Annotated in this window: 10 protein-coding genes and 1 other annotated feature (1 of these 11 running past the window's edge); of the genes, 2 read left to right on the top strand and 8 right to left on the bottom strand. The window is 43.9% G+C overall.

What is annotated here, in order from left to right; all coding sequences use genetic code 11:
- Window positions 1-127: a binding site (T-box leader), on the bottom strand; it reaches 103 nt to the left of the window's first position.
- 64 nt (window positions 128-191) lie between these two features.
- Window positions 192-368 carry a hypothetical protein gene (locus tag GGQ95_RS07595; RefSeq protein ID WP_183186564.1) on the bottom strand — a complete coding sequence of 59 codons (177 nt, stop codon included), beginning with the start codon at window positions 366-368 and terminating at the stop codon, window positions 192-194.
- Window positions 369-745: 377 nt separating this feature from the next.
- Here GGQ95_RS07595 and GGQ95_RS07590 point away from each other — a divergent pair, with 377 nt between their 5' ends.
- Window positions 746-2161, top strand: coding sequence for an N-acetylmuramoyl-L-alanine amidase family protein (locus tag GGQ95_RS07590; RefSeq protein WP_183186563.1), 1416 nt, complete (start codon window positions 746-748; stop codon window positions 2159-2161).
- 383 nt (window positions 2162-2544) lie between these two features.
- Here the strand turns inward: GGQ95_RS07590 and dtd are convergent, their stop codons facing one another.
- The 7 genes from dtd to GGQ95_RS07555 all read right to left on the bottom strand — a co-directional run bounded on the left by dtd (window position 2545) and on the right by GGQ95_RS07555 (window position 12121).
- Window positions 2545-2997, bottom strand: coding sequence for a D-aminoacyl-tRNA deacylase (gene dtd / locus GGQ95_RS07585; RefSeq protein ID WP_044744648.1), 453 nt, complete (start codon window positions 2995-2997; stop codon window positions 2545-2547).
- A 14-nt stretch (window positions 2998-3011) separates the two neighbouring features.
- Window positions 3012-5210 carry a RelA/SpoT family protein gene (locus GGQ95_RS07580; RefSeq protein ID WP_066146097.1) on the bottom strand — a complete coding sequence of 733 codons (2199 nt, stop codon included), beginning with the start codon at window positions 5208-5210 and terminating at the stop codon, window positions 3012-3014.
- Between the two features lie 149 nt (window positions 5211-5359).
- Window positions 5360-5872, bottom strand: a complete 513-nt coding sequence (locus GGQ95_RS07575; RefSeq protein ID WP_044744650.1) for an adenine phosphoribosyltransferase — start codon at window positions 5870-5872, stop codon at window positions 5360-5362.
- Window positions 5872-8229, bottom strand: coding sequence for a single-stranded-DNA-specific exonuclease RecJ (gene recJ, locus GGQ95_RS07570; protein WP_183186581.1), 2358 nt, complete (start codon window positions 8227-8229; stop codon window positions 5872-5874). The genes GGQ95_RS07575 and recJ overlap by 1 nt, the downstream gene beginning before the upstream one ends.
- Before the next feature lie 226 nt (window positions 8230-8455).
- Window positions 8456-9352 carry a cation diffusion facilitator family transporter gene (locus GGQ95_RS07565; protein WP_044744651.1) on the bottom strand — a complete coding sequence of 299 codons (897 nt, stop codon included), beginning with the start codon at window positions 9350-9352 and terminating at the stop codon, window positions 8456-8458.
- A gap of 107 nt (window positions 9353-9459) precedes the next feature.
- A complete protein-coding gene (secDF, locus tag GGQ95_RS07560; RefSeq protein WP_044744652.1) occupies window positions 9460-11712 on the bottom strand; it encodes a protein translocase subunit SecDF in 2253 nt (750 codons plus the stop codon).
- Between the two features lie 106 nt (window positions 11713-11818).
- Complete coding sequence (locus GGQ95_RS07555; RefSeq protein WP_052660996.1) at window positions 11819-12121, bottom strand: post-transcriptional regulator; 303 nt, start codon at window positions 12119-12121, stop codon at window positions 11819-11821.
- 111 nt (window positions 12122-12232) lie between these two features.
- Here GGQ95_RS07555 and spoVB point away from each other — a divergent pair, with 111 nt between their 5' ends.
- Window positions 12233-13786 (top strand): stage V sporulation protein B, encoded by a 1554-nt coding sequence (gene spoVB / locus GGQ95_RS07550; protein ID WP_044744653.1) that lies wholly within the window; start codon window positions 12233-12235, stop codon window positions 13784-13786.
- Window positions 13787-13862 lie beyond the last annotated feature (76 nt).

Below are 13862 nucleotides of genomic sequence, written 5' to 3'. Positions count from 1 at the left end.
GCGCGTTCAAAGAGAAACCTACGGAGTGTTCCTTCGTTAAGTCATCACGGAGAAATGCTTTCAGCCTATGGCATTTCCTCTCTGGCCATGTGTACTCTTAACTACTTTTCTCCATCATCGGCTTTTTTGCAGCAATTTTTATCTTTTATGTTACGAATGAATCATCATTTTGTCAAGAAGACGAAAAAGATTTATGAGCGAAAGAGCTGTTTTTTCAATTTTCGCACATCCCGCAACGTTAGACCGAATTCTGAAGCTAACTCATAATTGGTATAATCGGCTTCCTTTCGCATAAATTCATGAAAGTCTACATGAAATAGCTCGCTTGCTTTGCGTTGCGCAAATTCTCCTTTAGCGCTGTTTCTCACCTGCTTCATCCTTTCTCTTTTCAAGACAGTAACTTGACATGTTACGATTTGCATCGATATGTCACGCAAATGTTTAACGAAAACAACCCCGGGTTTGCACAGGCCCCATTCGTAAGTTGCTCGCGGCGCGAAGATCCGATCGATTCACTTACAGTTCTTGTGCCGTATTAATATGATGAACGGACGATAGCGGTCAAAACTCGTGGTCAGAAGGCGAGGCCGCGCCCATTCTGTTCTAAAAAATTCCAACAGTAATCTAACCGATGATTCGCCAAATATAGCACTACTTATCTTTCCCGTTTTTTAAAAAAATAAAAGGGTTTTTTTACTTTTTGTAGAACTGTTATCATCTCACACTTTTGAAAGGAGGCTGCCATGTGAAAAAAGCGGCTTATTTTCTGCTGGTCGCTCTGTTTCTTTTGTCCTTCCCTTCCTCTGACGGCGCCGAAGCCAAAATGGTGATCACCAAAACAGAGCACCTCAATGTTCGGGAAGGACCAGGCACTTCTTATCCAATAAAAAAGAAACTGAATAAAGGAGAAATTTACATAGTGGCCCAAGAAAAAAATGATTGGGTACAGCTTAAACTAAGCACTACGGAAACCGGATGGGTTTCACGGCAATATGTTGCAGATATGAATGAAAACATGCAAGCGACCGTTGACCGTCTCCGTGTTCGTTCTGCTCCTAGCAGCCAAGCAAGCATAATTGGTTATTTAAAGCTAGGCCAAACGGTGGAAGTGCTCGACACCAACAGTCATTGGACAAGAATCAAAAACGGAACGCTTACGGGGTGGGTCTCATCAGACTACCTCGCGTCAGCTACTGGCTCCGGGACCACTTCCCTCCAATCGAAATCCGGAACGGTTGCCGTTGATGTGCTAAACGTGCGGACAAAGCCTTCTCAACAGGCCACCATTCTTGGCAAAATCACATTTGGCCAACAGGTGCGAATCATTGGCGAGACTGCGGATTGGTATCAAATCGAATCACCTGGCTCTATGACTGGCTGGGTCTATCGCACATACATAATGACGGCAACTCTCTACATTACAGTGTTAGAAGATGGTACGAATATTCGTTCAAAACCTTCGCTTCAATCGCAAATTCAAGGGACAGCCAAACGTGGACAACAATACCGCGTAATCGCTAAAGAAGGTAGCTGGTACAAAATTGAACTGTCTCATCAAAAGAGCGGATATATTGCGGATTGGGTGGTAGCGGTTGTCCGCAATGCTGGAAACACAGGGACAATCAAAAACAAAACGATTGTCATTGATCCCGGTCACGGCGGAAAAGACAGCGGAACGATTGGCAGCGGTGGAATGATGGAAAAAACGATGACATTAAAAACCGCACAGATGCTAAAAAATCAATTGCAGGCGGCTGGAGCCACCGTTATTCTCACTAGAAAGGACGACACCTATTTGTCCTTAGCCGAGCGCGTAAGCATGGCTGAACAGCATAAAGCCGATGCGTTTGTCAGCATTCATTACGATAGCTCGCCAGACGGAACAGCAAGAGGAATGACCATTTATTATTACCATTCATTAAATGACTATCCTCTCGCTTTATCGTTTGATCCTTTTCTGTCTCAATCCCTGCCAATCCCGTATCGCGGCATTCGATTTGGCGACTTTCACGTCCTTCGAGAAACAAGCATGCCATCTGTTCTGTTTGAGCTGGGATATTTGAACAATGCGCAGGAATCAAGCATCATTGCCTCTGATTCATACCAAAAGCAAGTCACCAAAGCAATTGTTGCCGGGCTTCAACGCTATTTCAGCAATTAATAAGGGCAACGCCATGTCCATAAAAGGAGGAAGGCGCACGTATTTTCCCAAACTCTTTAACCTAAAAAAGTGACTTAAAAAACTTTTCCTATCGCAAGCCATGCGGAAAACAAAATGTTGAATCAGGTATATCAATATTGGATTCCTCGCTTTTTTGTCGTAGTGGGCAAGCGATTTGCTTGCCCGCTGGACAGGCTTATAGCATGCCCTTCTCGAACAAGAACGCCAGCGAGCCCATTCATTTCCCGGCAAATCGTTCGTTGTTCAGGGGAAGAGACAGAAAGCTTGCATTTGACCAAATAATTTTGTATTTTTTACGTAAAATAATGGATCATCAACACTTGTGCCGTTGAATAATAAAAGAAAAGCGAGCAACCATATAGTTACTCGCTTTTTTCTTTGCTTTCTACAATAAGCGTCACCGGGCCATCATTTGTCAATGCCACATCCATCATAGCGCCAAATTGTCCGGTTTCCACTAAAATCCCTTTTTTTCTTAATTCTTCGTTGAATGCTTCATAAATTCGCAGCGCATGATCTGGTTTGGCTGCTTCCATAAAATTGGGTCGTCTTCCTTTTCGACAGTCGCCATACAATGTAAACTGGGAAACGGATAAAATAGCGCCCCCGACATCCAGTAATGACCGATTCATTTTGCCGGATTCATCCTCAAAGATGCGCAAATGGGCAATTTTATCAGCGACAAACGCCGCGTCTTCCTCCGTATCCTGATGGGTCACACCGACAAGGAGCACAAGCCCAAATTCAATACTGCCCACTATTTCACCATTGACGGTTACACTTGCATGTTTGGCTCTTTGTACTACTACTCTCATGACCGCGTTCCTTTCTAATTGTTCATAATTCGCTGCACAGAATAAATATCTGGAATTTGCTTGATTCGTTCTACGATTTTTTGCAGATGGCTCACGTTTTGAATCGCAATCGTCATATGAATGGTAGCAATCTTATTGCGGTGATCGGATCTTCCTGAAACAGCGGAAATATCCGTTTTCGTTTCATTAACGGCCTGCAATACTTCATTGAGCAGTCCGCGTCGATCAAATCCGGAAATTTCAATTTCCACGTTATATTCGCGGTTGGTTTTCGTATTGCTTTCCCATTCTACCGAAATCAGCCGATCTTCTACTTCGCTTGATTTTACGTTAGGACAATCTGTTCGGTGAACAGAGACTCCGCGTCCTCTTGTAATAAATCCGATAATTTCGTCGCCTGGAACTGGATTACAGCAACGTGAGAGACGAATCAATAAATTATCGATTCCCTGCACTTGAATGCCATAATCGCGTTTTTTCCCAATCGGCGTCTTCATCTCCTGCGCCGACTCCGCCAATCTTTTTTGCTGCTCCTCCAAATCGCGCTGCTTCCGCCATTTATCTGTTAAGCGATGAGCAATTTGCGCAGCGGTAATCCCATGATAACCAACAGCCGCATACATATCTTCTTCATTAGAGAAGTTGAACTTTTCCGCCACTCTCTTGACATTTTCAACCGTCAATATATCTTTCACATCGAAGCCAAGAGCGCGAATTTCCTTTTCCACAAGCTCTTTTCCTTTTTCAATATTCTCTTCGCGTCGCTGTTTTTTAAAGAATTGGCGAATTTTATTTTTGGCATGGGAAGTTTGCGCAAGCTTTAGCCAATCTTGGCTCGGACCGTATGAATGCTTGGATGTTAATATTTCGACAATATCGCCTGTCTTAAGTTTATAATCCAACGGTACCATTTTCCCATTCACTTTCGCTCCGATCGTTTTATTTCCGATTTCAGAATGAATCCGATAAGCGAAGTCAATCGGCACCGAACCTGCTGGAAGCTCAATAACGTCGCCTTTCGGAGTAAAGACGAACACCGTATCCGAAAATAAATCCATCTTTAGCGTTTCCATAAATTCTTCGGCATTGCTTGCATCGTTTTGCCATTCTAAAATTTCCCGAAACCAGGAAAGCTTTTCTTCAAAAGAATTCGGTTTGACCATCTTTCCTTCTTTGTACGCCCAATGTGCCGCAATCCCGAATTCGGCAATTTGATGCATTTCAAACGTGCGAATTTGCACTTCCAAAGGCTCCCCTTTTGGGCCAATGACAGTCGTATGCAAAGATTGATACATATTGGTCTTTGGCATCGCAATATAATCTTTAAAACGGCCTGGCATTGGCTTCCAGCATGTATGAATAATGCCCAACACCGCATAGCAGTCTTTTATGCTGTTCACAATGATGCGAACCGCTAGTAAATCATAAATTTCATTAAATTGCTTATTTTGCAGCGCCATTTTTCGATAAATGCTGTAAATATGCTTCGGCCTTCCGGAAATTTCACCTTTGATCGAAAATTCGCTTAACCGATCGCGCACTTCTTGAATAACCTCTTCCAAATATTGCTCGCGCTCGGCTCGTTTTTTCTTCATTAAATTCACAATGCGGTAATATTGCTGCGGATTTAAATAACGAAGCGACGTATCCTCAAGCTCCCATTTGATTTTCGAAATTCCGAGGCGATGGGCAAGCGGCGCAAAAATTTCCAGTGTCTCGTTGGCGATTCTTCGCTGTTTTTCAATTGGCAAATGCTTCAACGTCCGCATGTTATGGAGCCGATCTGCCAATTTAATCAAAATCACACGAATATCTTGTGCCATTGCTAAAAACATTTTTCGATGATTTTCAGCCTGCTGCTCTTCTTGGGACTTGTATTTAATCTTGCCGAGCTTTGTCACACCATCCACAAGCATAGCTACTTCGCCGCCAAACTCCCGCTCTAAATCTTCTTTCGTGGCAGCTGTATCCTCGACAACATCATGCAAGAAGCCGGCAGCAATCGTAATCGCGTCCATTTTTAAATCTACTAAAATTCCCGCTACTTGAATAGGATGGATAATATAGGGCTCCCCTGATTTTCGATATTGCTCGCGATGGGACTCTCTGGCAAATTCATATGCCTTTCTGATCAATTCAACATCCATTTCCGACAAATATCGGCTTGCCTGCTCGATGACTTGTTCCGCTGTCAACACCTGTTCATTGGCCATGAGATCACCTTATGTGTATAATTTAATACCATTATCATGAAAATTTTTTTAAATGTAAAGAAACTAATAAGAAAGAGCACCCGTTAGAGTGCCCCCTTGCAAACATCTCTTCTTACCATTTTAGCGAAATAAAAGAAAAATGTCGATGGTTAGAATTGCATTAATGTTAAAATATCATAACCATCTAATTTGTTGCGCCCTTCTAAATACGTAAGCTCAATTAAGAATGCAATGCCGGCGACCACACCGCCAAGCTGCTCTACCAGTTTGATCGTTGCTTCAATCGTTCCGCCAGTGGCCAATAGATCGTCTGTAATCAGCACGCGCTGTCCCGGTTTAATGGCATCTTTATGCATGGTCAATACATCTTTTCCGTACTCTAAACCGTATTCGACACGAACGACCTCACGCGGCAGCTTTCCTTCCTTCCTTACAGGCGCAAACCCAACCCCGAGCGCATAAGCGACAGGGCAGCCGATAATAAAGCCGCGCGCTTCTGGACCAACGACAAGATCTATTTCTTTTTCCCGCGCATATTGCACAATTTGATCTGTCGCATATTTATACACTTCGCCTTTATCCATGATGGTTGTAATGTCTTTAAACATAATCCCTGGCTTCGGGAAATCCGGTACAATCGTTACATATTGTTTTAAGTCCATTACATTTTTGCCTCCTCATATGTCCGCAACGCTTTTATTTCGGAAAAGGTGCGCTTAAGTTGTTCATACGATGAATATAAAAGCATATTTTCCAGCTCAAGCTGAGCCTGTTTTAAACGATACGTAGGAGATTCGGCTAAATCGCGCTTTTTGGGATTTGGAACAAGCGAAACGATCCCATTGTCCACCGTCACAAACTGCAATTCTAAAAATACTTGCACCATAAAATGAATCGTTTCCTTCGTCCAACCGCGCGAGCGCGCCAGCTCATCGCCGTATTTTTCGAGATGGAATGTACCTCGCTTCATCAAAAACGCATAAAACCACTTAAAATGGTCGCGCGTCGGCAATGTGCTGAAAAAATGAGTCTCCCTTTGATAGAATAACGCATAAATGCGCGCAGGTAAACTATAACTTAATAAAACTTTTATCATTTCTAAAGTTGGCGGCAGGTCAAGCAAAACGACATAGCTCCCATCCAAAGAAAGACGCTTCGCTTCCTCTATCGCTTCAATGACATCGATTTCTTCACGATAAGACTGCAGACGAAGCGCTCCTATTGTCTCTTGACCAAATGCGATAAACCGGCGCCGATCAGCGGGAAGCAGCGAAAAAAGAGAGTGCACATGCTGGATTCCTCTTATATCAAACAGCTGCCATTCTCGCACAGCGGCATCACAAATCATCAGCTGCGGTTTGCGAAGATGGTTCCATTCATTTACCGATAATGATCCAACAATGGAAACCTTTGCATTAGGAGCAATTTCATCATGCAAATATCCATAGCCAAATCCGACACATTCCAGTGTTGCCCCATCCTGTTCAAACACGATTTTTATATGTGATTGGTCAGCGCCGATACGCCGCATGCTTTGCACGGATGCGTCTTCAATTAAAATAAGAGGGCGCGGGTTCTCTGTCCCAAATGGGGAGAGTTTTTCGATTTGTTCTAATGCCCCTAAGGTAATGTCATCAATCGAGCAGGCTGCATCAATGGAAGTGATCGGGATAAAATCTTCCTCGGTCAATGCTTCCTTCGCAAACGCATTAAGGCGTTCCCGCAATTCATCGACATCTTCAAGTGAAAGGGTCATTCCAGCCGCCATCGGATGTCCGCCAAAATGGGGCAAAATATCGCGGCATTTTGACAAATGGGCAAATAGATCAAATCCTTGAATGCTGCGCGCCGATCCTTTCGCAATCCCTTTTTCCGGATCGATACTTAGAACAATGGTCGGCCGGTAAAATTGTTCGACAAGCCGAGAGGCTACGATCCCGATAACTCCAACATTCCAGCCCTCTTTTGCTACAACAAGCACATGCTGTTTCTCAGGAGGAAATTGCTCCTGTATGATCGCAACGGCTTCTTCCGTCATTTCATTTACTAGCTTTTGCCGCTCCCGATTCAGCATCTCCGTTTTTTTCGCTAGTTCGTGCGCTTCTGCTTCATCCTCCGTCATGAGCAGCCGAACAGCAGGGGCAGCGTCTCCAAGTCTTCCGACCGCATTAATTCGCGGAGCGATGGCAAACCCGACTGTTTCCTCATTCACTTGGCTCAAGTTGGTACCGCATTGCTTCAATAGAGCACGCAACCCGATGCGCTTTGTATCTCGCAATTGCTCGATTCCTTTTGCGGCAAGCAGACGATTTTCACCTGTAAGCGGCACAAGGTCAGCAATGGTTCCAATCGCCACGATATCAAGCAAATGCTCTGGCACTTCTCCAAGCAATGCATGCGCCAGCTTAAAAGCCACGCCTACCCCAGCTAAATCACGAAACGGGTATGTGCTGCCCGGCTTTTTCGGGTGAATAATCGCCAATGCTTCAGGAAGTGTAGGTCCCGGCTCATGATGATCGGTAATAATAACGTCCATGCCTAGCTCATTTGCCAGCGCCACTTCTTCGACTGCAGCAATTCCATTGTCCACTGTGATGATTAAAGACACGCCTTTTTCTTTGGCAAGACAAAAAGCATTTTTATTTGGTCCATATCCTTCAGTAAAGCGATTGGGTATGTAAAAATCCGCTTTCGCGCCTATTTGAGACAATGCACTCATCATGACGGTTGTGCTGCTTACACCGTCAGCATCATAATCTCCGAATACAAGAATATGCTCCTCATTTCGCACCGCCTGCTGAATCCTTTCTATAGCTCGATGCATATCATCTAGCAAAAAAGGATCGTGAAACGGTTGTTTTTCTGGATATAAAAAGGCGGCCGCCGCTCGTGCAGTATCAATTCCACGGTTCACAAGCAGCGAAGCCACAAGTGGAGAAATATCCAGCTCCTTCATTAACTGATCCACTTTATTTTTATCGGGACGCTTCACATCCCATCGAGTTTTTGCCGTTAACATGTCTCCCACCTCAACTTCTCCTATTATACAAAAGGAGAAGAATAGGGGCAATGTGATATTAGTCAGATTATAGCGAAAGTCCATTTGAGCTTTGCCATCCATCCCTTTCGATTTTTTCTTCCCCAAACCGTACTTGGCGGATAAGGAATACAGCCAAGCCGTTTTATAAGGGGATGAACGAGGCAAACAGCGCGCGATGAAAACATTTATTCACAGTCTGGGCCGTCTATTTTTCGGGATGGTAAGGATTAATATGCACCATGACATTTTCTATATTTGGCATGCGAAGCAATCTTTCTTTCACGGCTTTGCCGATCCGATGCCCCTCTTCTACAGTAAGCAAGGGATCAACGGCAATTTTCAGGTCAATAATGACATAATGGCCATGCTCGCGCGCATGCAATTCATGAATTTGCTTGACTTCAGGAAACTGGAGTACCGCTTGGCGAAGATGAACGGTATCTTCTTCGTGAAGCACATGGTCTAATGTAGTGTGAATCGACTGTTTGCCAAGCTCCCAGGCCATTTTTAACACGAGAAAAGAAACAAATAATCCAGCGATAGGATCTGCGTAGACGAGCTTGTTTATCCCCAATGAGTGGCCTGCCATCGCCGCTCCAATGCCAATGAGCGCAGCAATGGAAGAAAAAACATCGGAACGGTGCTCATATGCATTGACGATAATCGCCTGACTGTTTAATTTTTTTCCTAAGCGATATTTGTAGCGAAACATGGCTTCTTTCACCACAATGGAAAGGACAACTACGTAAATGGCCAACCATTTCGGCGGATGCAGCGGCTGAAAAAAGGCTTGTAGCGATGAACGCCCCATTTCGGCGCCAACAATAAATAACAATACCGCTACAATAATAGCAGCGATGGATTCTGCCTTGCCATGACCATACGGGTGATCTTCATCGGGCGGACGCTTGGCTGCGCGCAATCCAACCCAAACGGCAAGCGATCCAGCAACATCAGAAGCAGAATGAACAGCATCTGCTAGCAATGCCTTGCTGTTTCCCATGATGCCGGCAGCACCTTTCACTGCGGCTAATACAATATTTCCTAAAATCCCAATAATCGCGGCAAACTCGGCCTGTTTGAAGCGTTCTTCTTTCTCCACGATTCTCTTCCTTTCATCAAGACATCACGCCGTTTTAGTTTATCCATTTTTTCGCTTCTTCAAAAAAATAGAGCGGCGCTTTTGGTCGCCACTCTATTCTTATACCGTTATACTTGTGGTTCTGCATCCTGATGATCCGGCTTTTTCGTTTTTCCTTTTTTCAATTGCTTTCCTTTCCATACCACCCATAGCTGTGCGGCAATAAACAGAGAAGAGTATACGCCGGAAACAAGTCCAACTAGCAAGGCTAGATTAAAGTTGCGAATCGCCTCGCTTCCAAACATCAATAATGCGACAACCGTAAAAATCACGGTCAGAACGGTGTTAATGGAACGGGTCAGCGTCTGTTGCAATGCTCGATTCACTACATGCTGCAAATCCTCAATCGTTTTGACTTTCCGTTTTTTCATCAAGTCGCGAATCCGGTCAAATGTCACAATCGTGTCATTAATCGAGTAGCCGATGATCGTCAAAACGGCGGCAATAAATGTTAAATCGACCTCTAGCTGCGTGAAACTGAAAAACATCACAATAATAAAAGCGTCATGTAAAAGTGAGACAATAGCCGCAAGCGCCATATACATCTCAAAGCGGATCGTCACATAAATGATGATACCAAGCGATGAAATCAGCACAGCGATCAACGCGTTGCGCGCCAATTCTTTTCCTACAGTCGGCGATACGGTGCTGACGTTCGGTTCCGATCCATATTGCTCCTTAAAATACTGCTTGAGCTCAGAAATTTCATGTTTGTTTAAAACGCCGATAAAACGCGCAACGCCAACTTCTTCATTCTTTCCAGATAAAACGATATCTTTTGGCTGTAAGTTTAATTTCTGGAACTGATCCTCCAATTGCTGCACGTTTAATTTAGAATCGCTCATGATTTCCACGCGTGTGCCGCTCGCAAAATCAATGCCAAGATTTAATTTCATCGTCAACAGCGCAACAATCCCAACAACCGTTAACGCGCCGGAAAAGATAAAGAATTTTTTGCTATGTTTGACGAAATCCCAACGATCAAACTTTGTCGGCACCTCTGTATGCTCGTTCGTTTGAGCAATATCGAGAATTTCCGATTTTTTCACGCCAAAATATCCTGGCTTATTTTGTAAAACGCGGCTATTCACAAGCAAACCAAGGAGCAGGCGCGTGCCGTAAACAGCCGTGATAAAGCTGACTAAAATACTGATAATCAGCATGGTCGCAAACCCTTTGACAGAGCTTGTTCCATACACAAACAGCACAACACCGGCAATAATGGTTGTAATATTCGCATCTAAGATTGTCGCAAACGATCCTTTATTTCCTGTGCGAAACGCGGACATAATCGATTTTCCAAGTTTGATTTCCTCTTTAATCCGCTCATATGTGATAATATTGGCATCGACGGCCATCCCGACACCCAAAATAAGCGCCGCTATCCCCGGCAATGTCAGAACGCCATTCATCCAATCGAAAATCAGCAAAATTAAATAAATATAAGCGGATAACGTAATGACCGCAATCACACCAGGCAAGCGATAAAACGCGATCATAAAGAGGAAAATTAGCGCCACGCCAATAATACCGGCAAGAATAGTTTTCTGAAGGGCGTTTTCTCCAAATTGTGCACCGATCGATGTGGAATAAACTTCTTTCAGCTCAACCGGCAACGCGCCAGCATTTAATAAGTCAGCCAGCTGTCTTGCTTCATCCACCGTGAAATTTCCAACAATCGATACATCCGTTTGATCGAATACTTGGTTTACCGCCGCTGCTGAAATATACTTCGGCTTTGCTTTTCCCGCCTCTTTCGCATAGGAATCAACGCCATCCTTAAAATCAAGCCAAATAACTAATAAATTGTTTGGCGCGCCCATTTTATAGACTTTTTCCGTCACCTGCTTAAACTTGTCGGCATCTTTGAGTTTAATGGCGACACTCGGCTTGCCATGCTCATCGAACGAAAGCTTGGCTCCTCCTTCAGCCAGGTCGCTTCCATCCATTAAGACGTTGTCATGCACATCGCGAAAGGTCAGCTTCGCTTGGGTCGATAAAATTTGCCGCGCCTGATTTTGGTCTTTCACACCGGCAAGCTGGACGCGAATCCGGTTTTTTCCTTCTACTTGAATATTTGGTTCACTGACTCCCAGTACATTAATTCGCTTGTTCAGTGCACTGACGGTGCTTGTCAGTGTCGTTTTGTCAATTTTATCCCCTTTTTTCGCCGGCTTTACCTCATATAAAACTTCAAAACCGCCTTGCAAATCAAGCCCGAGCTTGATATTATGTATAATCCCTTTCGTCGTTGTTCCTAGCGTGCCTGCTAAAATAATCAGCACTAAGAAAAACGCCAGAATGCGACTTCTTTTTACCATAAAAAATCCTCCTTATGTCATCAGAAAACCTCGCTATAGCCTCTCGAAATGCTTCAACATTCCTAATTATGAATCAGTTCGCAAATGCTGTCAATTTTCTACATAGCTATAATAATTCATTTAGTAGCTCTTCGAGATCATCACCTTTAGTGGCCCGCTGCTCACGATATGATTCAGCTGTCAAGAAAGCCATATATTCTCCAATTGAAAGCGATAAAATATCATTTACACGCTCATATAGCCTTCTTTCGTCATCATATTTTTTCCACTTTTTTCTCACTAAACACTCCCAAATTTGTTCTATCGTTACGTGATCGTAGCCAAGCAAGCGAAACTCTTCATACTTGCTTTGCACCGCCGGCATCAATTGTTCACGCAGTTCTTCCATTTTTTCTTTTTCATTTGCCATGACCATCGCTCCCCGTTTTGTCCCACAATACTTGTCATGCTTGTTCACATCTCTTGCATATAGTTAATTGTATAAAAGATCGTCTTATTTGAGAAGGGAGGGAAATACAGGATGTCTAAATTTTTGAAAGGCACACTTATTCTAATCGTTGCCGGCCTTATCACACGAGTGCTCGGATTTATCAATCGCATTGTTATCGCCCGAGCCATTGGTGAAGAAGGGGTCGGTTTATATATGATGGCCGTGCCTACGCTTGCCTTAGCCATAACGCTTACGCAAATGGGCTTGCCTGTCGCTATTTCTAAGCTAGTAGCGGAGGCGGAAGCGGTAGGAGATCAGCGAAGAGTAAAAAAAATTCTCGTCGTTTCTTTAGCCACTACAGGTGTGCTAAGCGCCATCTTTTTTCCGGCAATGGTATTGCTTGCGCCGCTTTTATCGACAACCTTATTTACAGATGCTCGCACCTATTATCCGCTGTTAGCGATTTCACCTGTTGTTCCCATTGTTGCTGTTTCTTCCGTTTTGCGCGGTTATTTTCAAGGAAAACAGCAAATGAAGCCATATGCCTATTCACAGCTGCTTGAACAAATCATTCGTATTAGTTTAATTGCCTTTTGCACGAGCATCTTCTTACCATATGGAATCGAATATGCTGCGGCGGGAGCGATGCTTTCATCCGTGATCGGCGAATTAGGGTCGCTCATCTATTTGTTTTACATGTTCAAACGCAAAAAAAGAATCAACATTCGTCCGCAATTTTTCCATTATGCTAAAGCCGGAAAAGAAACCTTTATGAGCTTAATGCGCATCGCTTTGCCAACAACAGGAAGCCGTCTCATTGGCTCAATCGCCTGGTTTTTTGAACCGATTGTGGTAGCCCACAGCTTAGCGCTTGCAGGAGTTGCTGCCTCATTAGCGACCAGGCAATATGGGGAATTAACAGGATATGCTTTACCTCTGCTCATGCTGCCATCGTTTATTACCTACTCACTATCAACCTCTCTCGTTCCAGCTATTAGCGAAGCGGCGGCACAGCAGCAAATGTTTCTCATCGAGCGGCGCGTTCAGCAAGCCATGCGATTATCCATGATTACAGGAGGCCTGGCCGTTGTGGTCCTGTATGTATTTGCCGATCCCATTATGCAGCTGATGTATGGCACAAGCCATTCTGCCATTTTTATTAAAGTAATGGCACCATTTTTCCTTTTTTATTACTGCCAAGGGCCTCTTCAGGCAGTTTTACAGGGGCTGGATTTAGCGAAAGCGGCTATGATGAATAGCTTAATCGGCTCTGTTGTAAAAACGGCTTGTATTTTTGCGCTAGCCACTCAGCCAAATTTAGGGATTATGGGAGCAGCTCTGTCTATCGCGATTGGTACGGTGCTTGTTACGCTTCTCCATTTCGCAACAATCATGAAGGTCATTTCTTATTCCATTTACATATTCGAATATATTCACACATTTTTCGTCATGCTTGCAGCAGGTTTTGTTGGACATCTTGCTTTTTATCATTCTCTGACTTCACTTCCAATAAGTATGAGGACCATCGCCGCCATTATCATTACAACAGTGGTATACGTCATTCTTTTAGTCATTTTCAAGCTGGTTAAACGAGAAGAGTTAGTACGCATCCCATTTGTTCGCGGCTTTTTTCGTAAAAACTAACTTCATTTGATTCTAAACATGTCCGGGCCTGAATATACTCTTGCTAAAGATGGCTTAAACGGAGGGAATGAACGAG

The organism is Anoxybacteroides rupiense (assembly GCF_014196195.1).
GTDB lineage: Bacteria > Bacillota > Bacilli > Bacillales > Anoxybacillaceae > Anoxybacteroides > Anoxybacteroides rupiense.
Note: the sequence above shows the minus strand (reverse complement) of the source record. Positions and strands in the feature narration are given on the sequence as shown.

Coding starts and splice junctions, on each gene's coding strand:
- GGQ95_RS07555 (WP_052660996.1), bottom strand. CDS start 12,121: ATGGCAAATGAAAAAGAAAAAATGGAAGAACTGCGTGAACAATTGATG.
- recJ (WP_183186581.1), bottom strand. CDS start 8,229: ATGTTAACGGCAAAAACTCGATGGGATGTGAAGCGTCCCGATAAAAAT.
- GGQ95_RS07580 (WP_066146097.1), bottom strand. CDS start 5,210: ATGGCCAATGAACAGGTGTTGACAGCGGAACAAGTCATCGAGCAGGCA.
- dtd (WP_044744648.1), bottom strand. CDS start 2,997: ATGAGAGTAGTAGTACAAAGAGCCAAACATGCAAGTGTAACCGTCAAT.
- secDF (WP_044744652.1), bottom strand. CDS start 11,712: ATGGTAAAAAGAAGTCGCATTCTGGCGTTTTTCTTAGTGCTGATTATT.
- GGQ95_RS07575 (WP_044744650.1), bottom strand. CDS start 5,872: ATGGACTTAAAACAATATGTAACGATTGTACCGGATTTCCCGAAGCCA.
- spoVB (WP_044744653.1), top strand. CDS start 12,233: ATGTCTAAATTTTTGAAAGGCACACTTATTCTAATCGTTGCCGGCCTT.